Source organism: Myxococcus sp. MH1, from assembly GCF_059738865.1.
Genome location: NZ_AP026947.1, coordinates 1,340,943 through 1,363,565 on the forward strand (window position 1 = coordinate 1,340,943; position 22,623 = coordinate 1,363,565).

Below are 22,623 nucleotides of genomic sequence, written 5' to 3' on the forward strand. Positions count from 1 at the left end.
TCCGGGGCCGTCGTGTCTCAGCGCGAGGCCGTTGGCGCGGCGGCGGTGCGCACCACGGGGTAGACGCGCAGCCGCGTGTCGCGGGCGGGGTGGCGCTCGTAGAAGAAGCGCAGCCGGGCGCGCGGGTCCTTGGCGAAGGCCGGGTCCTTGAGCTTCGCGTCCCACTCGGCCTTCACGGCGGCGTCCCTGGCCAGCAGCTCGCGGGCGAAGGGCTCCAGCACGTAGTCCTCGATGTATTCCTTCTGCTCGAAGTGGGGGTTGAAGAAGCCCCACGCGAGCAGTGAGTCGGAGCCCGAGGGCTCGAACAGGTGCGCCACCAGCTCCACGCCGGGCTGGGCACTGGGCACGTACAGCGAGCCCGCGGGGAGCTCGCGCGACTGCTTCTCCCACGCGCCCTTGACCGACAGCGTCTGGCGTCCCTCGTTGGACTGTGTGCCCCACTTCAGCTCGGTGGCGCGGAAGACCTCCACGTCGGTGGCGGGTGAGGCGCGCGTGAGGCGCTGGAAGGTGAGGCCGTGGGTGGTGAGCTTCTCGGCGACCCAGGCCGCGTGGGCGGGCGGCACCACGTACCCGCCCGCGGGCATGCTCACGGTGAGCGCGGGCTCCACGGTGTCGAAGTAGGGCACGTTCCACACCTGCGGCTTCGTGTCGTCGTAGCGAATCCACGTCTGGCCGGAGACCTCGGACGGCCCGCGCTCGTAGGCGTAGCCCTTGAAGGGGAGGACGCGGCTCTTCTTCGTGCTCTTCCACGCGAGCACCACGTCGCGCACCTTGCCGGCCTGGGCCTCGGCGTCGGCGGCCTTCACGGCGGCGAGCAGCGTGGCGCCGTCCCGGGAGACCAGGCGCAACAGCCCCGCGACGACGTCCCGCGTGGCCTTCACGCGCACGGCGTAGGGCTTCCACGAGTGGGTCTCCACCAGCACGCCGAAGCGGTGGTGCGCGGCGGCGTAGGCGTGGCTGAAGCGCGGCGTGGGGACGCCGTAGGCGAAGCCGGAGGCCGGGTCGTCGTCCTCGAGGAAGGACGGGTAGAACTCGAGCGGCTGGTGGCCCTCCTTCTCCAGCTCCTGGAAGAGCTCCTCGCGCAGCTTCACGCCGAGGGCGCGCAGGGCCTGGGGCCCCGACTGCTGCGGCTCGATGCCGACGGAGACGTCGGGCTGGAACTTGGCGCCGTCGGTGACGTGCAGGTCCGCGTACACGAGCGCGTCCCACGTGTGGAGGTAGCGCAGCAGGGCCACCATCTCCGGGGCCTCGGCCTTGACGTAGTCGCGGTTGAGGTTGAGGTTCGACGCGGTGGCGCGCCAGCCCATCTCCTCGGGGCCCACCTGGTTGGGGCGGTGGTTGGGGGCGAAGCGCTCGTGGCCGTCCACGTTGAAGACGGGGACGAACACGGCGGTGACGCCCTTGAGCACGCCGGGCAGCGTCTTGCCGGACAGGATGTCGCGCAGCAGCGCGAAGCCCGCGTCCTTGCCGTCGATTTCGCCCGCGTGGATGCCGCCCTGGAAGAAGACGACGGGGCGGTTCTTCTTCGTGTTCGCGGCGGGGGTGAGGGCGCCGTCGGCGCTGGCGACGAGCGCGAGCATGGGCCTGCCCTCGGGCGTGGTGCCGAAGGTGTCGCAGCGCACCTTGCCGGGGAAGGCCTTGGGGAAGGCGCGGCAGAGCGCCTCCACCTCGGAGTAGCGGCCGGTGCGGACCCAGCCGCTCTGCTCGGACACGGTGGTGAGGGGGGGCGGCGCCTGGGTGAGCGCCAGGGACAGGGCGGTGGCGAGGAGCATGGGCTTTCCACAGCACAGGCTCCGGTGTGATTCAACCGGCGCGCACCGTGAGCGTTCCTCCCACCGGCAACACGTGCAGGTCCTCGCGCGGCCAGCCCCGGCGGTTCCACTCGGTGTCCAGGCGGCGGGGCGGCTCGTCGAGCGGCTCATCGGTGAGCTTGAAGGTGCCCCAGTGCATCGCGAGGAAGCGCTTCGCGCCGAGCGCGTCGTAGGCGCGCGCCGCGTCCTCGGGGTTCATGTGCTGGCGGCTCATGAACCACTCCGGGTCGTACGCGCCAATAGGCAACAGCGCGGCGTCGAGCCCGGGGAAGCGCTTGCCGATGTCGGCGAAGCCGTCGAACCAGGCGGTGTCGCCCGAGTGGTAGACGCGGGCCGTGGAGCCCTCCACGACGAAGCCGCCCCAGAGCATCTGGTTGGCGTCGTTGAGGCCGCGGCGGCTCCAGTGCTGGGCGGGGACGAAGTGCACGGTGACGGGGCCGACCTTCGTGGACTGCCACCAGTTGAGCTCGGTGACGCCCAGGCGCGTGCCCTTGAAGACGGGCGCATGGCCCAGGCCGGTGACGATGGGCGCGCCCACGTCGAGGAGGGTGGGCAGGTCCAGGTGGTCGTAGTGGTTGTGGGAGACGAGGCTTGTGGCGATGGGCGGTAGCTGGTCGATGGGAACGCCGGGCGGGACGTTGCGGCGGATGACCACGTTGATGGCGTCGCGCAGCACGGGGTCGATGAGGAGCGACAGGCCGTCCAACTGGACGAGCCAGCTGGCGTGGCCCAGCCAGGTCAGCCGCGCGCCTTCACCTGGCGCCGGGGGCGTGTGGAGCAGGGTGAGGTCCGGCTCCACGCGAGGCACGGGGGCGTGGTCGGGGGACTTGCGGCGACGGCCGGCGAGCTTGTCGGCGACTGCCCACTTGAAGACGGTGCCGAACGGCTGGGGGCCGCTGCCATCCAGGTTCTTGAAGCGCGTCGTCATTCGGAAGGAACTCCTCGGGAGCGGGCGCGGGTGGCGCCCCTGTGGGCTCTCATGCTCGCGGGCCGGTGGGGGCGCAAGGGGAATGACATGGGGGTGTTGCTCGGCAAGAGTGGGCGGGGACGGGACGGCCGTGTCCGCGCGAATCATCCAGGGCCTCGGCGCCGAGGCGGAAGTGAACCGAAGGAGGAGTCGACATGAGCGACATCACGCATCGCACGTTGGAGACGAACGGCATCCGGCTTCACGTCGCGGAGGCGGGGACGGGGCCGCTGGTGTTGCTGCTGCATGGGTGGCCGGAGTCCTGGTACTCGTGGCGGCACCAGCTCATCGCGCTCGCGGCGGCGGGGTATCACGCCGTGGCGCCCGACATCCGAGGCTATGGGCGCAGCGACAAGCCCGCGGCGGTCGAGGCGTACAGCATGAAGCAGCTGGTCGCCGACGCGGTGGGGCTGCTCGATGCGCTGGGCGAGGAGCGCGCGGTGGTGGTGGGGAACGACTGGGGCTCGGCGATGGCGTGGACGTGCGCGGCGCTGCATCCGGAGCGCTTCCGCGCGGTGGTCGGGATGAGCGTGCCGCACCTGGGCCGCACGCCGATGCCTCCGACGCAGCTCTTCCAGGGGGCGTTCGCGGGGAAGTGGTTCTACATCCTGTACTTCCAGGAGCCGGGCGTCGCGGAGGCGGAGCTGGAGGCAGACGTGCCCCGGACGATGCGCACGATCCTGGCGGGGGAGCCGGGCTTCGACCTGGGCGCGGGAGCGGTGCGTGCGAAGAAGCCTGGAGATGGCTTCCTCACGCCGCCGCCCGCGTCGTTGCCGGCGTGGCTCTCGGAGGAGGACGTCGCGTACTTCGCGGGGGAGTTCGAGCGGAGTGGTTTCCGAGGCGGCTTGAATCGCTATCGGAACATGGACCGGGACTGGGAGGAGCTGCCCGAGCTGGCGACGGCGCGAATCGAGCAGCCCGCGTTGTTCATCACGGGGGAGAAGGACCCGGGGCGCCTGTTGGCGCCGCTCGAGCCGATGAAGGCGCTGGTGCCGGGGTTGACGGAGGTGCGGGTCATCCCGGAGGCGGGGCACTGGGCGCCGCAGGAGCGACCCGCGGAGGTGAACGCGGCGCTGCTGTCGTTCCTGTCGAAGCTGCCTGGGTGACGAGGGCGCGGCTCAGCTGAAGACGGTGGACAGGTGGAGGGGGCCGGCGGGGACGCCGACGTCGCGGCCGACGGGGCTGTCGGAGGGCGTCTGCCAGGCGTTGGCCTCTGTCACCTTGGCGCCGGTGGCCTGGTTGGAGATGGACATCTTTCCCTGGTGGCCGGCGGGGCTGATTTGGCTGGTGTCGTAGCCGCTCCAGCCGGTGGCGGCGTGGCCGAAGGAGGCCTCGCCCCAGGTCTGTCCGTAGTTGGCGCTGGGGTTGGCGGTGCCGTCCTTGGAGACGCACCAGGCGACGCTGGTGTTGGTGTCGAAGGCGACGAGCTGGGATTGGCCGGGCTGGAGGGTGAAGGTCTTGGGCGTGCTCTTGTCGAAGTGCTGGCCGTCGTTGGGGCCGCCGTGCTCGCCGGTCTTGTTCCAGAGGGTGATGGTCTGGGGCTGGTTCGTGCTGTTGGTGAAGGTGTTGGTGTACTTGAACTGGTCCTTCTGGCCCGGGTCGATGAGCTGGATGTTGCTGTTGTAGGGCGAGCCGACGTTGTTCTTGGCGAGCCACGGCTGGTCGACGGGCGCGGGCACGGTGGAGCCGGCGGAGGGCGCGCCGAAACCGGGGCCCGCGTCGCTGGTGGGGTGGGTGCGCGGGGCTTCGGCGGTCTTGGCGGCGAGGCTGGGCGCGGAGGGCTTCTGGGCGGAGATGCTCGCGGGTGCGGGAGGTGCTTCACCGCCGAGGGACGCGGGGGCCTGGACACCGAGCGACTGGAGTTGTTGCGTGAGTCCGCCGAGGAGCTGGGACAGTTGGGCCTGGAGCTTCGCGAGGTCGCCCTGCTCGAAGGAGTCGGCCTGGAGCTTGCGCTGGACGTCATTGCCGGCGCGGGGCGTCGGAGTGGACTGGGGGAGGGAGGAGGTGGGCTCGAGGCAGGACGTGCGCGGGAGGGGCGAGCGGTTCTGGATGGCGATGGACATGTCGGCCTCGGGGGAGTGGGGCGGGCGCTGCGTTGCGCGACCTGTGGGGGGATTGAGCAGGAGCTGTGCCACTCAGGGGCGCGCGGGGCGGGGCGTTACCTCTCGTGGGAAATCAGGGGTTTGGGATGCTCGTGCACGGTGCTGAGTGAGCACGGTGCGATGACGACGGGCATCACCTGATGACTCGGGTCACCAGTCGGGGTGACAGACCCAGGGGCTGGAGGGACGACGCTGGAAGCAGCGGTAGCCCTCGTCACAGGTGTTGGGGCCCTTGGGGTCGCAAGGCTGTTTGCAGGACCAGCCGTCGCAGACCTGGGCGTCGGGGCAGGGAGGGAAGCGGTCGCCGCAGCGCTGCTCACACTCGGACCAGATGCGGTCCGGCTGCTGTGGCGCTTGGATGACTCGACAGGTTTGTCCGTGAGGGCATGGGGTGGTCTGGCACTGAGGTCCCGAGACGTGAGCACAAGCGGAGGCTCCTTCTTCGTGCCGGATGCAGTGCTGCCCTTCGGGGCAGGTGATCTGCTCGCATGAAGGGAGACAGACGGGGACAGGGGGCGTGTCCGCGCAGAAGAAGCCTGAGCCGCAGTCGTTGGGAGAGGTGGGCGCGCAGGGACGTCCGCAGAAGCCGGTTCGGCCGCCGCAGGTCAGGCCACGGGCACAGGCCTCTTCGAGCGTGGCTGGGACCTTGACGCAGGGTTCGCCTTCGCCGCGGAGGCCGATAGGGAGACAGTGCCGGACGAAGGGCCCATCGCCCTCCGTTGCGAGGAGCTGGCAGATCTGTCCGTCTGGACATTGCGAATCCGCGAGGCACTGGCTGTCGGCGCAGTACTGGGCATGCGCGCGCGCATCCATGAGGCAGCCGAGGGGGGGCACGCAGCCGGAACTGTCCCGGCAGTTGCGGTGGTAGGTCCTGAGCTGACCGCGAACCTCCTCGGAGAGGATCGGGCTGACCTGACGACCGTGAATCGATTCCGTGCGTTCGGTGCGCAGTGCGCTCGCGAAGAGAAGGACGAGCGGCAGGGGAAGCAGCAGCGCGGCTATCAGGCCTGCGAAAGAGCGCCAGTTCATTCGGGCTCACCACAGTGCTGGATGCACTCGGGGTCGTCCGGTGCCTTGCCGCCGCAATACAGCTCACGTTCCTTGCTGGTGCACCGCGTGGGGATGTTCTCCAGCGAGTCCCTGTGTGCAGCCCGGTCCACGAGCCCGTCACGCCGATGCACCTCGGGACAGCCCAGCAGGGCGCAGGACAGCGCACAGACCCGGATGGTCGGCCACGTCATCGCTGTGCCCCCCGGCGCAGGAAACGACAACGTGGATTCTATCCCAGGTGGTCCGTCCGGGAGCTGACCTCAAGGGTGGGATGCCTCAGACTGTGCACGCGCCGACAGGGAGAATCTCTCCGCGAGAGCGCCCGCATGCTCGACGCCCCTCTACCTGCATCCCGCCCACACGGCCCCGCTCTCCCTTATATAGAGCGCGATGCTTCCGACCTCCGGCTCCACGACTCGCAAGCTGCTGCTCGCCTTCGGTGCGTTGGTGGCGCTGTTCACCGCGGCCTCGGGCTTCGCGCTCGCCCGGCTGGCGGACATCCACGATGGCTCCCACGAGCTGCGCGAGGCCGGCGGCCGTGTCCGCGAAGCCCTCGAGCTCGCCACCGCCGTCCGCGACCAGTACGCCCACCTGGCCCACACCATCATCCTCGGCAACGCCAGCCACGTTCACTTCCACGAGGAGTCGCGCGCCCGCGTCGAGGAGCTCACCCGCCGGCTCCGCGAGCAGGCTCAGGACGCCGAGGAGCGCGCCTGGGTGGCGGACATCCAGGAGAACGGTGACGCGCTGGACCGCCTCTACCGGGAGACCCTCCTCCCCGCCGTCCTCGCCAAGGACCACGCCACCGTCACCTCCGCCCACGGTCGAGCACTCGAGCGCGTCTCCCTCATCCAGGCTCGCGCCGAGGCCCTCGCCCGTCGCTTCGACACCTCCATCGGCTCGTTCGAGGAGCACGTCGCCGCCGTCGAGCACACCAGCTTCCGCTGGGCCCTGCTCCTGCTCGGTGGCGCCACCCTCTTCGCCGTCGGCGTGGGCATCTACATCGGCAACTCCGTCGCCCGCCCCGTCGCGCGTCTCTCCGAGGGCGCCGCTCGGCTCGCCGAAGGCAACCTCGACACCCGCATCCCCGAGGACGACCCCGGAGAGCTCGGCCGACTCGCCGCGCAGTTCAACCGCATGACCGAGGCCCTCCGCACCCATCAGGCCCAGCTCGTCCAACACGAGAAGCTCGCCAGCGTGGGCCGACTCGCCGCGGGCGTCGCCCACGAAATCAACAACCCGCTCGGCGTCATCCTCGGCTATGTGCGCATCCTCCAGCGCAAGGCGGAGGGCGCCCTCGCGGAGGACCTGAAAGTGGTGGAGGAGGAGGCGGTGCGCTGTCAGCAGATTGTCGAGGGACTGCTCGACCTGTCCCGGCCGGGCCAGGGCCCCGTGGAGCAGCTCCCCCTGCGGGAGACGTGCGAGGACGTGGTGGCCCGGCTGCGTGAGGCCGAGCGACTCGGCCAGGTCCAGGTGCGCGTGGCGGGCGCGGCGAATGTCTGGGCCCAGCCCTCGCGCCTGCGTCAGGTGCTCCTCAACCTCGTGAAGAACGCCGCCGAGGCCGCTGGAAACGGCGGCACCGTCGAGGTCCACATCGCGCCCTCCCAGGACGGCGGCGCCACCGTGGCCGTCTCCGACTCCGGCCCGGGCGTGAAGCCCGAGGACCGACGTCGCCTCTTCGAACCCTTCTTCACCACCAAGTCCACGGGCACCGGACTGGGCCTCGCCGTGAGCCAGGCCATCGCCGAGGCCCACGGCGGCCGCATCGAGGCCGACACCGGTCCTCTCGGCGGCGCACGTTTCACACTCCGCCTGCCCCCCGTGTCCGCGGAGCGGGAGGCCATGTCATGAGCTCCTCCAACAAGCCCACCGTCCTCGTCGTCGACGACAAGGAGAACATGCGCAAGCTGTTCTCGCGCATGCTCGGAGACGCCTACGCCGTGACGGAGGCCGCGGATGGAGAGCAGGCCATCGCCTGCCTCGCCTCGCGCGACTTCGACGTGGTGGTCACCGACATCCAGATGCCGGGCGCGGATGGCTTCGCCGTGCTGCGCGAGGTGAAGCGCCGCGCTCCCGAGACAGAGGTCCTCCTCGTCACCGCTTTCGCGAGCATCCCGAAGGCCGTGGAGGCCATCAAGGAGGGCGCCTACGACTACCTCTCCAAGCCCTTCGACCCGGACGAGGTCGCGCTCGTCGTGGCCCGCGCGCTGGAGAAGCGTCGCCAGGGCCGCGAGGTCTCGTCCCTGAAGGCACGCCTCGCGGTGGCCCCCGGCCTCCACGGCATGCTCGGCGAGAGCCCCGCGATGCGCGCGCTGCACGGCCTCTTGTCCCAGGTGGCCGCCAGGGACCTCACCGTGCTCCTCACGGGAGAGACCGGCACGGGCAAGGAACTCGCCGCGCGCGCCGTGCATCGCGAGAGCCCCCGCGCCTCGAAGCCCTTCGTCGCGGTGAACTGCGGCGCGCTGCCCGCGGAGCTCGTGGAGAGCGAACTCTTCGGCCACGCCAAGGGCGCCTTCACCGGCGCCACCGTGGCCAAGCCCGGTCTCTTCGAGGAGGCCCACGGCGGCACGCTCTTCCTCGACGAGATTGGGGACCTGCCGCTGCCGGTGCAGGTGAAGCTCAACCGCGCGCTCCAGGAGCGAGAGGTCCGCCGCGTGGGCACCACCGTGCCGGTGAAGGTGGACGTCCGTGTCGTCGCCGCCACGCATCGCGACCTGTCCGCCGAGGTGGCCGCGGGCCGCTTCCGCGAGGACCTCTACTACCGCCTCAACGTGGTGACGGTGCGCCTGCCCTCGCTGCGAGAGCGACGCGAGGACATCCCGCTGCTCGCGATGCACTTCCTCTCCCGCGCCGGGAGGCCCGAGGTGGACAGCTTCACGCCCGAGGCGCTGCGCGCGCTCTCCACCTACGAGTGGCCCGGGAACGTGCGTCAGCTCGAGAACGCCGTGGCGCGCGCGGTGGCCGTGGCGCAAGGCACGCGAATCACTCCCGAGGAGCTTCCACCGGAAGTGCTGACAACGCCCCGCGCGGCCAGCACCGCCCCGGGTGTCCGCGCCACGACCGAGTCCCTCGCGAAGCTGCCCTACCGCGAAGCCGTGGACGGCGCGCGCGACACCGTGTCGCGCGAGTACCTCACCGCGTTGATGCAGGAGTTCGGAGGCAACGTCACCCACGCCGCCGAGCGCGCCGGCATGGAGCGCGAGAGTCTCCACCGGCTGCTCAAGCGCTACGGCGTGCGCTCCGACGACTTCAAGCGTTCCGAGTAGCAACCCCGCTGGACTCAACGAGTCCTGGCCGCGTGCGGGCCGTTGTCAGTCGCGCCTCGCAGGACGTGAGCGAAGGCTCCAACCGCCCTGCCTCGAGCGCACGAGATGCGCGTCCCGACCGCCCTCTGTGTCGCACGACAGCCTGACCGAGGCAGGGGCCATCCTTCGGCACGTCTCGCCAGGCGTGACGAGAACCACCAATCGGCAGGCTCCACGGGCGGCGCCGCCAACATCCTCGGCGGTGCACCCAGGGCTCATCAGAACGCCGGCACCACCGCGCCGCCGTAGTTCGACTCGATGAACCGCCGCACCTCCTGGGACTGCAAGGCCTTGAGCAGCGTGCGGACCTCGGGGCGACCCTCGTCACCCTTCCGCACGACGAGCACGTTGGCGTACGGGTTGCGCGTGGCGGACTCACGGGCCAGCACCTTCGCGTCCAGGTTCAGGTGCTTCTGCGCCTCCAGGAAGTAGTTGCCGTTGATGACGGCGGCGGCCACGTCCTGCAGCGTGCGCGGCTGCTGCTCCGCGTCGATCTCCCTCAACTCCAGCTTGCGAGGATTGCCCACCACGTCCTGCAACGTCGCGCCGGCGCCCGCTCCCTCGCGCAGCCGCAACAGCCCCTGGTCCGCCAGCAGGTGCAGCGCGCGGGACGCGTTGCTCGGGTCGGCGGGAATCGTCACCTGCGCGCCCTCGGGCAGCTCCGCGAGCTGACGGAACTTCGTCGAGTACAGCGCCAGCGGCTCCAGGTGCACCGAGCCCGCGCTGCGCAAGGACAGCTTCCGGTCCTCGGCGAAGCGCTCCAGGTAGGGCACGTGCTGGAAGTAGTTCGCGTCGAGCTGCTGGTCCGCCAGCGCGATGTTCGGCTGCACGTAGTCGGTGAACTCCACCACCTCCACGCGCACGCCGTCGCGCAGGGCCACGGGCACCGCCGCGCGGAGAATCTCCCCGTGGGGCACCGGGTTGACGCCGACCTTCAGCGTGGGAATGCCAGGGGCCTCGCCGGTGGCGGGGGCTTCCGACTTCTTGCAGCCCGTCCCCACCAGCAACGCGGCGGAGACGGCCGCGAAGGCCAGGGGGATGAGCAGGAATGACGCGGGTGGCTTCATGGGGTGGGGGTTCCGCATGTCCGAAGGGGAGAGGGGCGCGGGCCAACAACAGACCCGCGCGGAAATTTCACTCGAGTGCGCGGCTGGGACGCTGCGTGGTGTGGTCGAAGCGGGACGCCAGGCCGTCACCGAGCCACTGGACGAGCTGCACCAGCGCCAGCAACACGGCGAGGCAGCCCAACATGACGTCGGTGCGGAAGCGCATGTAGCCGTACTTCACCGCCAGGTCTCCCAGCCCACCTCCGCCCACTGCGCCCGCCATGGCGCTGTAGCCGAGCAGGCTGATAACCACGAGCGCGATGCCGCGCACGAGAGACGGCAGGGCCTCCGGCAACAGCACCCGGAAGATGACCCGCCGGTGCGTGGAGCCCATCGCGATGGCGGCCTCCACCAGCCCTCCATCCACCTCGCGCAGGCCCTGCTCCACCACCCGCCCCATGAAGGGAATCGCCGCGACCACCAGCGGGACGATGGCCGCCGTGGTGCCGATGGTCGTCCCCACCAGCAACCGCGTCAGCGGGACGATGGCCACCATCAAGATGATGAACGGCACCGAGCGCCCCACGTTGACCAACGTGCCCAGCACGCGGTTCAGCGCCGGCCGTTCCCACAGTCCGCCCCGGTCCGTGAGCACCAACAGCACTCCCAGCGGCAGCCCCAGCACCACCACCAGCACGGTGGCCACCGATGTCATGTAGAGCGTCTCGAGGGTCGCCACCCACAGCGCCCGCGCCAGCTGCTCACCAGGCATGGGCCGCCTCCTCGGACGTCAGGCCCTGCTCACGCAGGAACGCCAGCGCCTGGCTCACCGCGTCCGGCGCGCCGGTGAGCTCGAACAACAGCCGGCCCACGCGCGCTTCACCCACGCGCTCCAGCGAGCCCTCCAACAGGTGCGCGTCCACGTCGAACCGCCGCGCCAGCGTGGACAGGATGGGCCGCGTCGAGTGCTCACCCGACAAGGACAGCGACACCCGCTGTCCCCCTCGCAGCACCGAGGCCTCGCCCGTGGCGAACGGCGGATAGCACAGCTCATGCAGATGCGTGCCCGGCCGCGACAGGAGCTCCACCACCTTGCCCTGCTCCACCAGCCGGCCCTGCTCCAGCACCGCCACCGAGTCGCAGATGGCCTTCACCACCTCCATCTGGTGCGTGATGAGCAGGATGGTGAGCCCCAGCTGGCGATTGAGGTCCTTCAGCAGTGACAGCACCGAGCGCGTCGTCTCCGGGTCCAGCGACGACGTCGCCTCGTCCGACAGCAGGATGCGCGGACGCGGCGCCAGCGCCCGCGCGATTCCCACCCGCTGCTTCTGCCCGCCCGACAGCCGCGAGGGATACACGTCCGCCTTGTCCGACAGCCCCACCAGCGAGAGCAGCTCCGCGACCCGCTCGCGAATCTGCTCGCGCGGCAGGCCCGCCACCTCCAGCGGGTAGGCGACGTTCTGCGCCACCGTCTGCGAGGAGAACAGGTTGAAGTGCTGGAAGATCATCCCGATGCCCTGCCGCGCCTGGCGCAGCTCATCGGGACTCAGCGACAGCATCTCCTTCCCGTTCACCCGCACGCGCCCCTGGGTGGGACGCTCCAGCAGGTTGACGCAGCGGATGAGCGTGGACTTGCCGGCGCCGCTCTGTCCGAGCACGCCGAACACCTCGCCCGGGTCCACCCGCAGCGTCACGTCCTGGAGCGCAGACACCTCGCGCCCGCCCTGCCTGTACACCTTGCTGATACCGCGCAACTCAATCATCCAGCGACTCCCTGCGGTGTCTTCGCCAGCTCCTCGGCGAAGGCCGCGAACAAGCTCCAGTAACGCTCCCCGGTATCCGGCAGCACCGTGAGCACCGTCTTGCCGGGCCCCAGACGCCGCGCCACCTGACGGGCCGCGTGCAGCGCCGCGCCACTGGAGATACCGACGAGCAGTCCCTCCTTGCGTGCCAGGTCCTTCGCGGCCACGTACGCATCCACGTCCGCCACGTCGATGACCTCGTCGTACACGGCGCGGTCCAGCACCTCCGGGACGAAGTTGGCGCCGATGCCCTGGATGCGGTGCGGCCCCGCCTTGCCCTCGGTGAGCAGCGGCGAGCGCAGCGGCTCCACCGCGATGACCTGGAGCCGCGGGTTGGCCTTCTTCAACACACCGCCCGCGCCGGTGATGGTGCCGCCCGTGCCGATGCCCGCCACGAAGGCGTCCAGCTTCGTCACGTCCAGATCGCCCAGGATTTCCTTCGCCGTGGTGCGGCGGTGGATCTCCGGGTTGGACGGGTTGCGGAACTGCTGCGGCATGAAGCCCTTGTCGCCCAACTGATTGAGCAGCTCGTCGGCCGCCTCGACGGCGCCGTTCATGCCCTTGGCCGCGGGGGTGAGCACCAGCTCCGCGCCATACGCCTCCAGGATGCGCCGGCGCTCCACGCTCATGCTCTCCGGCATGGTGAGGATGATGCGGTAGCCCTTCACCGCGGCGACCATCGCGAGCGCCACGCCGGTGTTGCCGCTGGTGGGCTCGACAATCGTCATGCCCGGACGCAGCCGGCCGTGGTTCTCCGCGTCCTCGAGCATGGCCAGGCCGATGCGGTCCTTCACGCTGCCGCCCGGGTTGAAGAACTCGACCTTGGCCAGCAGCGTGGCCTCTTCCGGCGTGCCGATGCGCGACAGGCGGACGATGGGCGTGCGGCCGATGAGCTGCGTCACGTCGGGGTAGATGTTGTGGGGCATCCGGTCTCTCGGTGGGAAGGGCCGGGACCTCGATGCAGCGCCCCGGCGTGTGGGGAAAAAGAGAACGGCCCGTCTCCAGGTGCTGGGGACGGGCCGGACACGCCTGTGCGCGAAGGACGCTCAGTACGCTCGAACGGACGGACCCGTCGTGACGCGACAACACATGCCGCGACAACAGGTTCCGGACGTGGCGACGAAGACGAGCATCGGCCTCCAGACGTAATCAATCCGTCCCGCACTGTCAATCCGACCGCCTCCTCAAGCGGCCTCCCGGAAGGCTCGACCCAGCGCGTTCGCCAGGTCCGCCTGGAGGTCTTCCACGTCCTCCAGACCCACGGAGAAGCGGATGAGCGCGTCGGTGATTCCCCGACGCTCGCGCTCGGCGGCGGGCACGGAGGCATGCGAGTGCCTCGCCGGCACCGTGAGGATGCTCTCCACCGCGCCCAGAGACACGCCGAGCAGCGGCAGCTTGAGCGCCTCCACGAAGCTCGACGTCATCGCGTCGCTCGCCAGCCGGAACGACACCACCGCGCCGATGCCCGGGTAGTAGACCTTCTCGATTTCATGACGGCCGGCGAGCCAGCGAGCCAGCGCCGCGGCCGTCCGCACCTGTCGCTCCATGCGGACCTGGAGCGTCTTGATGCCGCGCTGGAGCAGGAAGCAGTCCTGGGGGCCGAGCACCGCGCCCACCGCGTTCTGGAGGAAGTAGACCTCCTTCGCCAGCTCCGGCGTGCGCACCGCCACCGTGCCCGCGATGACGTCGCTGTGCCCACCCAGGAACTTGGTGGCCGAGTGCACGACGATGTCCGCGCCCTCGGTGAGCGGCCGCGAGAGGTAGGGTGACAGGAACGTGTTGTCCACGATGAGCAGCGCGCCGTACGTGCGCGCGAGCGCGGACATGGCCTTGACGTCGGTGCGCCTGAGGAACGGGTTGCTCACCGTCTCCACCAAGAGGCCCTTCGTCTCGGGCCGGAACGCGGCGCGCACGGCCTCCGGGTCGCTCGTGTCCACGAACGTGGCCTTCAGCCCGAAGCGACTGAACACCCGGGTGAGCACCCGATAGGTGCCGCCGTAACAGTCATCGGTGACGACCAGGTGGTCGCCCGCGCTGAAGAGCATCAGCACGGTGGACAGCGCGGCCATGCCGGAGCCGAAGGCGAACGCCCCCGCGCCCTCGTCGAGCGTGGCGAGCACGCCCTCCAGCGCCTTGCGCGTCGGGTTGCCGGAGCGCGCGTAGTCGAACTCGCCGGGCGTCTCCAGGCCCGGCTGGTCGAACATGGACACCTGGTAGATGGGCACCGCCGCGGCGCCCGTCACCGGGTCCACTTCATGGCCGGTGTGCAGCAGGCGCGTGGCGAACGTCTTCGGAGCGGGAGTGCCCGTCGAGCGCCTGGGCCAGGTCGGAGATGATGTCATGGCAGTCCTCGATACCCACGGAGAGGCGAAGCAGTCGGTCAGTGATGCCAAGCTGTTCCCGGCGCGCGACGGGGATGTCCGCGTGGGTCTGCGTGGCGGGGAAGGTGATGAGCGTCTCGACGCCGCCGAGTGACTCGGCGAAGAGGCACAGGCGCACGCCGGCGAGCACCTGGGGGACGAGGGCCGCGTCCTTCACGCTGAAGGACAACATGCCGCCCTGGCCCGAGTAGTGGACGCGCTCCACCTTGGGGTGGCCGGACAGGAACGCGGCCACCTCGCGCGCGTTGGACTGGTGGCGCTCCATGCGCAGCGCGAGTGTCTTGAGGCCGCGGATGACCAGGTACGAGTCCTGCGGCCCCAGGATGGCGCCGATGCCGTTCTGGAGGTACGCGAGCTTCTCGCCCAGCGCCGCGTCGCGCACCACGAGCGCTCCGGCCACGACGTCATTGTGTCCCGCCAGGTACTTGGTGGCCGAGTGCACGACGACGTCCGCGCCCAGCTCCAGCGGACGCTGGAGGTACGGCGTGAGGAAGGTGTTGTCGACGATGAGCAGCACGCCCGCCTCGCGCGTGAGCGCCACCAGCGCGGGCAGGTCCGCGGACTTCATCAGCGGGTTGGTGGGCGTCTCCACCACCACGGCCTTGGTGTTGGGGCGCAGCGCGGCGCGCACGGCCTCTGGCTTCGTCGTGTCCACGAAGGTGTGGGGCAGGTGGAGCAGCCGGTCCACGAGGCGGAACGTGCCGCCGTAGAGGTCTTCGGTGAGGACCACGTGGTCCTCGGGGCCGAAGAGGCTGAGCGCGGCGTGCAGCGCGGCCATGCCGGACGCGAAGGCGAGTCCTCGGGCGCCACCTTCGAGCTGCGCGAGCGCGTCCTCCAGCGCGGCGCGGGTGGGGTTCTTCGTGCGCGAGTAGTCGTAGCCGGTGGACTGGCCGAGCGCGGGGTGTTGGTAGGTGGCCGAGTGGTAGACGGGGACGGCGATGGCGCCGGTGGCCGGGTCGCGGCGGGTGCCGGCGTGGACAAGGGCGGTGGCGAGCTTCATGGTCGTGATTCCTTTCGGAGCCGAGGGTGCTTCATCGACCGCGCAGCGTCTGGGAGACGCGGAGGATGTCGGCCAGGACACCGGAGGCCGTCACGGCGCCCCCCGCGCCCGCGCCGCGCACGGTGAGCGGGAACTCGCTGTGCCGTGTGGTGGTGAAGGACACGAAGGACTCGGAGCCGCGCAGGTCCGCGGCGGGCTGTCCCGCCTCCACGGGCGCGAGCCCCACGCGGATGACGGGGGTGTCGGTGCCCAGCCGCGTCGGGTCGATGCGGGCCAGGTAGCGCAGCACGGTGCCGCCCTTGCGGGCGTGCTCCACCTTTCGGGTGTACTCGGCGTCGAGCGCGCGGAGGCTTCGCAGGTAGGACTCGGCGGTGTCGCCCGCGTCGGCGGGCTCGGGGACGAAGGGCTCCAGCGCGACGTCGGAGAGGGACAGGGGCAGGCCCAGCTCGCGGGCGAGGATGAGCGCCTTGCGCGCGACGTCGGCGCCGGAGAGGTCCTCGCGCGGGTCGGGCTCGGTGAAGCCGCGCTCCTTGGCCGTGCGCACGGCGGTGGACAGCGGCACGCCCGCCATCAGCTCGTTGCAGATGAAGCCCAGCGTGCCGGAGAGGGACGCGGTGATGAGGCGCACGGTGTCGCCGGTGCGCACCAGGTTGGCGAGCGTGTCGATGACGGGGAGGCTGGAGGCCACCGTCGTCTCGTAGTGGTAGGCCACGTGGTGACGGCGGGCCTCGGCGAGCAGCGCCTCGCGCTCGTTCCACGGCAGGGCGAGCGGCTTCTTGTTCGCGGCGACCACGTGGATGCCCCGACGGAACGCCTCGATGTAGAGCGAGGCGACGTCACCGTTGGCGGTGCAGTCGACGAGGATGGGCACGGGCAGCCGGCGCAGCTCGTCGAGCAGCGGCGGCAGGGCGCGCGTGCCGGACTCACCGCGGACGACGCGCGCGAGCTGCTCCTCGAGTCCCTCCAACGGCAGGCCGGCCGGGTTGAACAGGCTGCGCCGGCTGTCGGCGATGCCCACCACGCGCAGGGCGATTCCATGTCGCTCGCGCAGCAGCGACTCCTGGCTGCGCAGCTGGGTGAGGAGCTGTCCTCCCACGGTGCCCTTGCCGAGGAGGAAGAGGCTGACCTGCTGGTGGGCGAGGTTGAAGGCCGCGTGCGTGGTGCGCACGGCGATGGCGGTGTCCGCCGCGTCGACCACGCAGGAGATGGAGCGGGAGCTGGCGCCCTGGGCGCTGGCGCGCACGCCGACGCCCACCGCGCCCAGCGCGCTGAAGAAGCGGCCGGCCACGTTGACGCCGTGGCCCATCGCCTCGGCGACGAGCGTGACGAGCGTCACAGGCTGACGGATGCCGAGCGGCTCGACCTCGCGGCGGGCGAGCTCCTGGGCCAGCTCCCTCTCCAGCGCGGTCCTGGCGCGCTCGGTGTCGGGGCGGGGGATGACCACGGCGATGGACTGGCCGTTGGCGGACTGGGCGGTCATCCACACGGTGACGCGGGCCGAGCGCAGTGCGGCGAGGACGCGCTCGCCCAGCTGGAACTGGTCGGAGAGCTTGCGCACCTCGATGCCGAGCAGGGCCAGGTCCTCGCGGGTGGCGATGCAGGTGGGGCGCTGGACGTCGCTCGAGCCGACGGCGTCGATGAGCGTGCCCGGGTGCTCCGGGTGCATGGTGTTGCGGATGCGCAGGGAGATGCCGGACTCGATGAGCGGAATCATCGTGCGCGGGTGCAGCATGCGCACGCCGACGGCGGCCAGCTCCAGGCCCTCGCCGTGGGAGAGGTGCGGGACGGGGTAGGCGTCGCTCACCAGGTCCGGGTCCGCGGTGTGCAGTCCGAGCACGTCGGTCCACACGGTGACCTCGGTGGCGCCCAGGCCCTGGGCGACGAGGGCGGCGGTGTAGTCGGAGCCGTTGCGGCCGAGCGTGGTGGTGCGGCCGTCGGGCGTCGACGCGATGAAGCCGGGGATGACGGGCACGGTGGTGCCCCACTCGGCGCTGCTCGACTGGAGCCGCTCGCGAGTGCGAGGCACGTCCACGCGCGCGGTGCCGAAGGCGTCGTCGGTGACGAGCAGGTGCCGTGCGTCGCGGAAGCGGGCCTGGGTGCCGGAGGCGTCGAGCAGCTCGGCGAGGAGCGTGGCGGAGACCAGCTCACCGAAGGCGAGGACCTTGTCCTTGGACGCGGGGGAGCACTCGCGGGTGAGGGAGAGGCCGTGGAGGAGCCGTTGCAGGGGCGCGAGGAGCTGGTCGACGCGCGCGGCGAGGGTGGCGGACTGCGCGGGGTGGAGCGCGGCGGCGTTGGTCTTGGCGAGGTGGGCGATGCGGCTCACCACCGTGAGCGCGCCCTCCAGCTCGCCCCGGGTGGCGAGGTCCGCGGCCTCGAGCAGCCAGTCGGTGGTGTCGCCCATGGCGGACACGACGACGGCGAGCGGGCCCGTGCGCGCGTGTTGTCCAATCAACTCGATGACCTGACGCAGTCGGCGCGGGGAGCCCACGGAGGAGCCGCCGAACTTCATCACCCGATAGGAATTGCTGCTCATCTGCGAACCTCGAACGAGGGCCTGGGGCCCTGAAGACATGGAGGCGCCCGTCCGCGGCGCCGACGCACACGTCGAGCGAGCGCGGCGCTGGAGCGCCGACGGAAGAAATGAAAGGAAGGAGAGGTTGAAGCCCTAGCCGGCGTGCACCGGCCCGCGCATTCGCGCGAGCGCGCGGAGCAGGGCGGGGCGCATTCGGACGCTCTCGAGCGAGCGGAACGCGCGACGGGCCTTCGCGGGGTACAGGGGGGCGATGCGAGCGGTGGGAACCACGAGGTCCTCTCTCACCGAAGCGGAGGGACTGCCTCGCCTCGGACACTTGGTTTGCCCGGGGAGCACCTGCTCTCCGGACCGCATCGTTTGGACACCTTGGAGGTCCGTCTCCAGGTTGTCGGGCCACCGCCGAAGCGGGACCGCTCTTGATGCTGCATGCGAGATAAACGGGATGCGGGGGCTTGTCAATCCCACGCAAGCCCGCATGGTTGCCCGTGCGAGAACCGGCAACGTCGCCGCTGGCTGTGCTTGCGGGACTTCCTGGAAGGTGCCGCCGGGTGTGGCCCTCATGACCCCTTAGGATTGTCAGCCCCCGGAGTCACGATACCCCGCCTCCTTCCGCCGGGAGGCAGCTTCGGGGAGTTCCATGAGATCGATTGCGGTAGCGGCTTTACTGCTTCTGTCGATGGGCTGTACGAGCACTCGTGTTGTCCATATCGACGTCGGGCGTGGACAGCGGGTCGTCCATGAGTCGGTGGATGTCGAACCGGTCGAGGTGAGTGACGACGAGTTCAGGTCTGCGGTCGTGCGCCTCATCCTGGACACGCGGATGGCCGTTGCGTTCCGGGAGACTGAAGAGGTGGACGAGCGCGGGTGGTCTCGGTCCCAATCACTTCTGGCATCGTCCCATGGCCTCGTCGATTCGGGCTTGGGGAGCTCGCTGGAGACGCTGTACTCGCGCATCTATCCGGATGTGGACGACTGCTTGACCCTGGTGGGCGGAACGGGGCTGACGTTCTCCCGAAAGGACCGGACGCTGATGGCCTTGTCCTTCGCGCTAGACACCGTATGGGACAGCGTCGAATCCGAGGTCGGCAAGATGCTGAACCCGGTCGTACTCAAGGCCATGGTGACGTCAGCGGCGTTGACGATGCTTCTCACGATGGCGCTACCCGAACCTGTCACCAAGGTCATCGCGGTGGCGTTGACGGCGGCGATGGTGGCCTACCTCGGGGTCGTACCGGTTTGGGAGATTGGGCGCGGATTCGTCCGCTTGTGGGATGATGCTGGCAAGGCGATGAGCGTCATCTAGCTACAGGACATCGGACATCGGTTCGGGAGCGTGCTGGGGGCGAACGGCACGCGCGTCCTGGTGCTCGTCGTCATGGCGGCGCTGGGTGGAAAGGGCGCGATGGCGGCTCAAGGGCCGAAGCTCCCAGGCTTCTCCCGCGCCGCGCTCAGGGCCCAGGCCGAGTCAGGCTTCCAGCTCGGGGCCGCCATGAGTGGTGGCGTGACTTCCATTGCGATGCCCGCCTCCGGAGTGCTGAATGTCGCGCTTGCACCGGGGGCTGCCGCTGCCCTTGCGATGTACGGGGAAGGACGGTTCCCTGGCGATGAGTCCGGGCCGGTTCACCACATCTGCACGAACAAGAATCCCAACTCCAGCGTGACGGGCGGCCCTTGGACGCCAGAGTGCGAGAGGATCTTCAAGAGGGCGGGGATGTCGCTCGAGGATGCGGCAAACAAGGTGCGGCTGGATGGGCACGAAGGGCCTCACCCTGAGTTCTATCACAATCAAGTGCTGACCCGCCTCGAGCGCTCCGTCGCGCGGTGTAGAACGACGGAGAGCTGCAGGGCCAGTCTGCAGAAGGAACTCGCGAAGATTGCGGACGAGTTGCTGACTCCCGGCTCGGAGTTGCGCAGCTTCATCGTGAGATAGGAGGCCGGGTGGAGCGGAACTTTTATTGGGTGGGGTTGGCGGACGTGCCTCGATGGCTCGTGGAGACGCCCACGCGGGCATCCGGCGAGGCGTTCGAAGAGCCTTGGCTGTTCACGGATGGGCGCGTGCTTGCGGACCCTGGCCCCATCGAGTCCCAGGTTTCACACCCGGGGACGAAGCGCGCTTTCGTGTTTGGAGGAGTTGAGCGCACCCCAATCGTCAGTGAGGCACTCGCGAACGTCTTCAGAACGCTGGCTCCCGGTGACGTCCAACTGTTTCCGGTGACGGTGGAGGGAGCGCCGGAGCGATTCTTCGTCGTGAATGCAACCAAGGTGGTCGATGCCATCGACGAGGCACGATGCCGGGAGGTGCACCATGATGACGGGGATGCGCCAGCCCCTGGCTATGAAGGGGAGTACAGCTGGATCTATGGCCTGCGAATCGACCCCGCGAAGACTGAAGGCGCCCAGGTCTTCCGGCTGAAGCGGTTCAAGGTCGCGTTCGTTGTTTCGGAGGACATCAAGACTGCGCTCGAAGGAGTGGGGAACCTTGGAGTGTCGTTCGAGCGTGTGACCGGGCCGCACGAGCCTCGATGATGAATGATTGGCGTCACATTGCTTCCTTGGAGGGATGAGGGCGTCGGCCGGAGGCGGCCAGCGTTCTCTTGAATGCAGTACGGGCCGTGGCTCGCCGGCTGGCTGCTCATCCGGGTGACTTCCATCGCGGCCCATGAGCCCGGCAGGCGGTGATGTGCGCCGTGAGGCCACAAGGCCGTGCTCCGCTCGGGGCCATCACAGTGTGATGGATTCGGTCACACCTGTGGCCGTGACGCTGGCTCGCAACCTGTTGGAATCGCTGGGGTTGGGCGTGGGTACGGGGCTTGCGATGGTGACGGGCATGCCGCTCGTGTCCGCCGCCTTGTCACTCGTGCTGGCCGCCTCGCCCTCGGAGGCGTGGTCGCTGGAGCGCGTGGTGTCGGAGGCGCTGGCGCGCAGTCCGGAGGTCGCGGCGGCACAAGCGGAGGAGCAAGGCGCCAAGGGCGTCCGCGCGACCGACGGCCGCTGGCCCCGCGCGAACCCCTCCATCGAGCTGGCCCTGGTCACGGATGCGCTCACGGGGAACTCGGGTGAGCAGCGCACGGAGCTCGTGTTGAGTCAGTCCCTGGAGGTCGCCGGACAGTCGGGGCTGCGCGTGGAGCGCGCGAGCGCGGCCCTGGCCGCTGCCCGTGCACGACGTCACGCGGTGATGCTGAGTGCTTCGGCGGGCGCCGTGGAGTCGGCCGTGGAGCTGGAGCGTCGTGAGGCGCGCGCGACGCTGGCGCGTGAGTCGCTCGAGCTGACGCGTCAGATGGAGGCGGCCACGGTGCGTCGCTTCGCCGCGGGCGATGTGTCGGAGCTGGACCGCAACGCCGCTGCCTTGGAGCGCGCGCGTGCGGAGGCTCGCGCGGCGCAGGCGGTGGCGGAGGTGGTGGCGGCTCGGGCCGAGCTGAATCGTCGCCTGGGTCGCTCGATGGACGCGGCCTTGCGTGTCTCGCTCGTGGACACCGCGACCCAGCCGCTGCCCTCGTCGCTGGAGGGTGAGCCCCCGAGCCTGGTCGCGGCGCGCGCCGAGGTGGCCGCGGCGGGCTCGGAGGTGGACCTGCTGCGCCGGGAGCGCATCCCGAGTCCGACGGTGTCCCTCGGCTACGAGCGTGAGCGACGGCCGGAGTCCCACGGCGCCTTCTCGGATGTGCACACCGAGCACCTGCTCATCGCGCGGCTCTCGGTGCCGCTGCCGCTGTGGGACCGGAACCAGCCCGAGCTCGCGCAGGCGCGGGCCCGACGCAAGGTGCGTGAATCGGAGCAGGTGGCGAGTGAGCGAGATGTGTCCGCGGAACAAGCCGTGGCGCGAGCGACGTTCGATGCGGCGCGCTCGGCGCATGAGTCACTGATGTCGGTGCGCCCCTCGGTGGACCGCAACCTGGAGCTGGTGCGTCGCGCGTACGAGGCCGGAGAGCTGGGGCTCGATGCCTTGTTCCTCGCGCGAGACAGGGCGTTCGCGGCGGCGGCGGAAGGTGTGGACGCGGCGGCCGCGCTCGTCCGGGCCCGTGTGGCCCTGCTGCGCTCGGTGGGGCGGCTCCCGACGGGACAGGTGCCGGAATGAGCACGTCGTCGAAGCATGCGGTGTGGATGTGCGCGCTCCTGGCGCTCCCCGCCCTGGCGCACGAGGGCGAGTCGCACGGTGGACCGGTCGTGTCCTCCGGGGTCCGTGATGCGCAGCACGTGCTCGCGGCGACAGGTGACGTGTTCGAGGTCGTGCTCAAGCATCCCGAGCACTCCGAGACGCCGAAGACCCAGGTCCGCATCTGGGTCGCCGAGACGGAGACGAACGCCCCGGTGAGCGGCGCGCAGGTGGAGCTCACGCTCACGGGCAGCACCGTGCAGAAGCTGCCCGCGCGAATGCTGTCGGCGGGCGTCTACGAGACAGAGGCCCTGCTCGAACCCGAGACGGAGTGGGCCGCCGTGGTCACGGTGACGCGCGGCAACGACGTCGACGTGCTGGCGCTCGGCACGGTGCATCTCGAGGACGACCACGACACGTCGGGCGCCACCGGAGCCACGGAAGGCTGGCGTTGGGGCGCTGTAGGCGGCGCATCGCTGCTGGCGGTCGTCGGGGCGTGGTGGACGTCCCGCCGCAAGAAGGTGCGGACATGAGGT

At 70.2% G+C, this 22,623-nt stretch carries 17 protein-coding genes, 1 pseudogene and 1 riboswitch; of the genes and pseudogenes, 7 read left to right on the forward strand and 11 right to left on the reverse strand.

The window, feature by feature from the left end:
• Positions 1–17: 17 nt before the first annotated feature.
• On the reverse strand, positions 18–1,772 hold the full coding sequence (locus AC6JA9_RS05560) for a M14 family zinc carboxypeptidase (protein WP_497959211.1): 1,755 nt from the start codon (positions 1,770–1,772) through the stop codon (positions 18–20).
• 31 nt (positions 1,773–1,803) lie between these two features.
• Positions 1,804–2,739 (reverse strand): MBL fold metallo-hydrolase, encoded by a 936-nt coding sequence (locus tag AC6JA9_RS05565; protein ID WP_223783527.1) that lies wholly within the window; start codon positions 2,737–2,739, stop codon positions 1,804–1,806.
• 194 nt (positions 2,740–2,933) lie between these two features.
• Here AC6JA9_RS05565 and AC6JA9_RS05570 point away from each other — a divergent pair, with 194 nt between their 5' ends.
• Positions 2,934–3,884 carry an alpha/beta fold hydrolase gene (locus tag AC6JA9_RS05570; RefSeq protein ID WP_497959212.1) on the forward strand — a complete coding sequence of 317 codons (951 nt, stop codon included), beginning with the start codon at positions 2,934–2,936 and terminating at the stop codon, positions 3,882–3,884.
• Positions 3,885–3,896: 12 nt separating this feature from the next.
• Here AC6JA9_RS05570 and AC6JA9_RS05575 read toward each other — a convergent pair whose 3' ends face one another.
• Both AC6JA9_RS05575 and AC6JA9_RS05580 read right to left on the reverse strand, forming a co-directional pair.
• Positions 3,897–4,841: a hypothetical protein gene (locus AC6JA9_RS05575; protein ID WP_497959213.1), complete on the reverse strand. Its 945-nt coding sequence runs from the start codon at positions 4,839–4,841 to the stop codon at positions 3,897–3,899.
• 1,064 nt (positions 4,842–5,905) lie between these two features.
• Positions 5,906–6,121, reverse strand: a complete 216-nt coding sequence (locus AC6JA9_RS05580; RefSeq protein WP_223746054.1) for a hypothetical protein — start codon at positions 6,119–6,121, stop codon at positions 5,906–5,908.
• Between the two features lie 199 nt (positions 6,122–6,320).
• Between AC6JA9_RS05580 and AC6JA9_RS05585 the strand changes: the two genes are divergently transcribed.
• Together AC6JA9_RS05585 and AC6JA9_RS05590 are read left to right on the forward strand one after the other, a co-directional pair.
• The gene (locus AC6JA9_RS05585) at positions 6,321–7,781 is read left to right on the forward strand and encodes a sensor histidine kinase (protein WP_223746055.1); all 1,461 of its coding nucleotides are present in this window, start codon (positions 6,321–6,323) and stop codon (positions 7,779–7,781) included.
• Positions 7,778–9,196 (forward strand): sigma-54-dependent transcriptional regulator, encoded by a 1,419-nt coding sequence (locus AC6JA9_RS05590; protein WP_497959214.1) that lies wholly within the window; start codon positions 7,778–7,780, stop codon positions 9,194–9,196. Before AC6JA9_RS05585 ends, AC6JA9_RS05590 begins: the two co-directional genes overlap by 4 nt.
• Before the next feature lie 257 nt (positions 9,197–9,453).
• Here AC6JA9_RS05590 and AC6JA9_RS05595 read toward each other — a convergent pair whose 3' ends face one another.
• The 7 genes from AC6JA9_RS05595 to thrA form a co-directional block, all read right to left on the reverse strand.
• Positions 9,454–10,302: a MetQ/NlpA family ABC transporter substrate-binding protein gene (locus tag AC6JA9_RS05595; RefSeq protein ID WP_223783523.1), complete on the reverse strand. Its 849-nt coding sequence runs from the start codon at positions 10,300–10,302 to the stop codon at positions 9,454–9,456.
• Positions 10,303–10,369: 67 nt separating this feature from the next.
• Positions 10,370–11,053 carry a methionine ABC transporter permease gene (locus AC6JA9_RS05600; RefSeq protein ID WP_223783522.1) on the reverse strand — a complete coding sequence of 228 codons (684 nt, stop codon included), beginning with the start codon at positions 11,051–11,053 and terminating at the stop codon, positions 10,370–10,372.
• A complete protein-coding gene (locus AC6JA9_RS05605) occupies positions 11,043–12,044 on the reverse strand; it encodes a methionine ABC transporter ATP-binding protein (protein ID WP_426748061.1) in 1,002 nt (333 codons plus the stop codon). The genes AC6JA9_RS05600 and AC6JA9_RS05605 overlap by 11 nt, the downstream gene beginning before the upstream one ends.
• Positions 12,041–13,009, reverse strand: a complete 969-nt coding sequence (gene cysK / locus AC6JA9_RS05610; protein ID WP_408888086.1) for a cysteine synthase A — start codon at positions 13,007–13,009, stop codon at positions 12,041–12,043. The genes AC6JA9_RS05605 and cysK overlap by 4 nt, the downstream gene beginning before the upstream one ends.
• Positions 13,010–13,267: 258 nt before the next feature.
• Positions 13,268–14,425 carry a trans-sulfuration enzyme family protein gene (locus AC6JA9_RS05615; protein ID WP_267698010.1) on the reverse strand — a complete coding sequence of 386 codons (1,158 nt, stop codon included), beginning with the start codon at positions 14,423–14,425 and terminating at the stop codon, positions 13,268–13,270.
• The gene (locus AC6JA9_RS05620; RefSeq protein ID WP_497959215.1) at positions 14,337–15,464 is read right to left on the reverse strand and encodes a trans-sulfuration enzyme family protein; all 1,128 of its coding nucleotides are present in this window, start codon (positions 15,462–15,464) and stop codon (positions 14,337–14,339) included. The genes AC6JA9_RS05615 and AC6JA9_RS05620 overlap by 89 nt, the downstream gene beginning before the upstream one ends.
• Positions 15,465–15,495: 31 nt before the next feature.
• Complete coding sequence (gene thrA / locus AC6JA9_RS05625; RefSeq protein WP_497959216.1) at positions 15,496–17,997, reverse strand: bifunctional aspartate kinase/homoserine dehydrogenase I; 2,502 nt, start codon at positions 17,995–17,997, stop codon at positions 15,496–15,498.
• A gap of 307 nt (positions 17,998–18,304) precedes the next feature.
• A riboswitch (SAM-I-IV-variant riboswitch) is annotated at positions 18,305–18,425 on the reverse strand.
• Positions 18,426–18,634: 209 nt separating this feature from the next.
• Here thrA and AC6JA9_RS05630 point away from each other — a divergent pair.
• The 4 genes and pseudogenes from AC6JA9_RS05630 to AC6JA9_RS05645 all read left to right on the forward strand — a co-directional run bounded on the left by AC6JA9_RS05630 (position 18,635) and on the right by AC6JA9_RS05645 (position 22,620).
• A pseudogene (locus AC6JA9_RS05630) lies at positions 18,635–19,927 on the forward strand (AHH domain-containing protein).
• Positions 19,928–19,935: 8 nt separating this feature from the next.
• Entirely contained in the window at positions 19,936–20,523 is a 588-nt protein-coding gene (locus tag AC6JA9_RS05635) for an imm11 family protein (protein WP_223746064.1), read from the forward strand.
• A 223-nt stretch (positions 20,524–20,746) separates the two neighbouring features.
• Positions 20,747–22,069 carry a TolC family protein gene (locus tag AC6JA9_RS05640; protein WP_497959217.1) on the forward strand — a complete coding sequence of 441 codons (1,323 nt, stop codon included), beginning with the start codon at positions 20,747–20,749 and terminating at the stop codon, positions 22,067–22,069.
• Positions 22,066–22,620, forward strand: coding sequence for a hypothetical protein (locus AC6JA9_RS05645; RefSeq protein WP_497959218.1), 555 nt, complete (start codon positions 22,066–22,068; stop codon positions 22,618–22,620). Before AC6JA9_RS05640 ends, AC6JA9_RS05645 begins: the two co-directional genes overlap by 4 nt.
• Positions 22,621–22,623: the final 3 nt, after the last annotated feature.

Bases quoted from the DNA above. Each gene is read 5' to 3' on its own strand.
- AC6JA9_RS05565 (WP_223783527.1), bottom strand. From the start codon at position 2,739: ATGACGACGCGCTTCAAGAACCTGGATGGCAGCGGCCCCCAGCCGTTC.
- AC6JA9_RS05580 (WP_223746054.1), bottom strand. From the start codon at position 6,121: ATGACGTGGCCGACCATCCGGGTCTGTGCGCTGTCCTGCGCCCTGCTG.
- thrA (WP_497959216.1), bottom strand. From the start codon at position 17,997: ATGAGCAGCAATTCCTATCGGGTGATGAAGTTCGGCGGCTCCTCCGTG.
- AC6JA9_RS05595 (WP_223783523.1), bottom strand. From the start codon at position 10,302: ATGAAGCCACCCGCGTCATTCCTGCTCATCCCCCTGGCCTTCGCGGCC.
- AC6JA9_RS05575 (WP_497959213.1), bottom strand. From the start codon at position 4,841: ATGTCCATCGCCATCCAGAACCGCTCGCCCCTCCCGCGCACGTCCTGC.
- AC6JA9_RS05620 (WP_497959215.1), bottom strand. From the start codon at position 15,464: ATGAAGCTCGCCACCGCCCTTGTCCACGCCGGCACCCGCCGCGACCCG.
- AC6JA9_RS05560 (WP_497959211.1), bottom strand. From the start codon at position 1,772: ATGCTCCTCGCCACCGCCCTGTCCCTGGCGCTCACCCAGGCGCCGCCC.
- AC6JA9_RS05590 (WP_497959214.1), top strand. From the start codon at position 7,778: ATGAGCTCCTCCAACAAGCCCACCGTCCTCGTCGTCGACGACAAGGAG.
- AC6JA9_RS05570 (WP_497959212.1), top strand. From the start codon at position 2,934: ATGAGCGACATCACGCATCGCACGTTGGAGACGAACGGCATCCGGCTT.
- cysK (WP_408888086.1), bottom strand. From the start codon at position 13,009: ATGCCCCACAACATCTACCCCGACGTGACGCAGCTCATCGGCCGCACG.
- AC6JA9_RS05585 (WP_223746055.1), top strand. From the start codon at position 6,321: ATGCTTCCGACCTCCGGCTCCACGACTCGCAAGCTGCTGCTCGCCTTC.
- AC6JA9_RS05645 (WP_497959218.1), top strand. From the start codon at position 22,066: ATGAGCACGTCGTCGAAGCATGCGGTGTGGATGTGCGCGCTCCTGGCG.
- AC6JA9_RS05600 (WP_223783522.1), bottom strand. From the start codon at position 11,053: ATGCCTGGTGAGCAGCTGGCGCGGGCGCTGTGGGTGGCGACCCTCGAG.
- AC6JA9_RS05615 (WP_267698010.1), bottom strand. From the start codon at position 14,425: ATGACATCATCTCCGACCTGGCCCAGGCGCTCGACGGGCACTCCCGCT.
- AC6JA9_RS05605 (WP_426748061.1), bottom strand. From the start codon at position 12,044: ATGATTGAGTTGCGCGGTATCAGCAAGGTGTACAGGCAGGGCGGGCGC.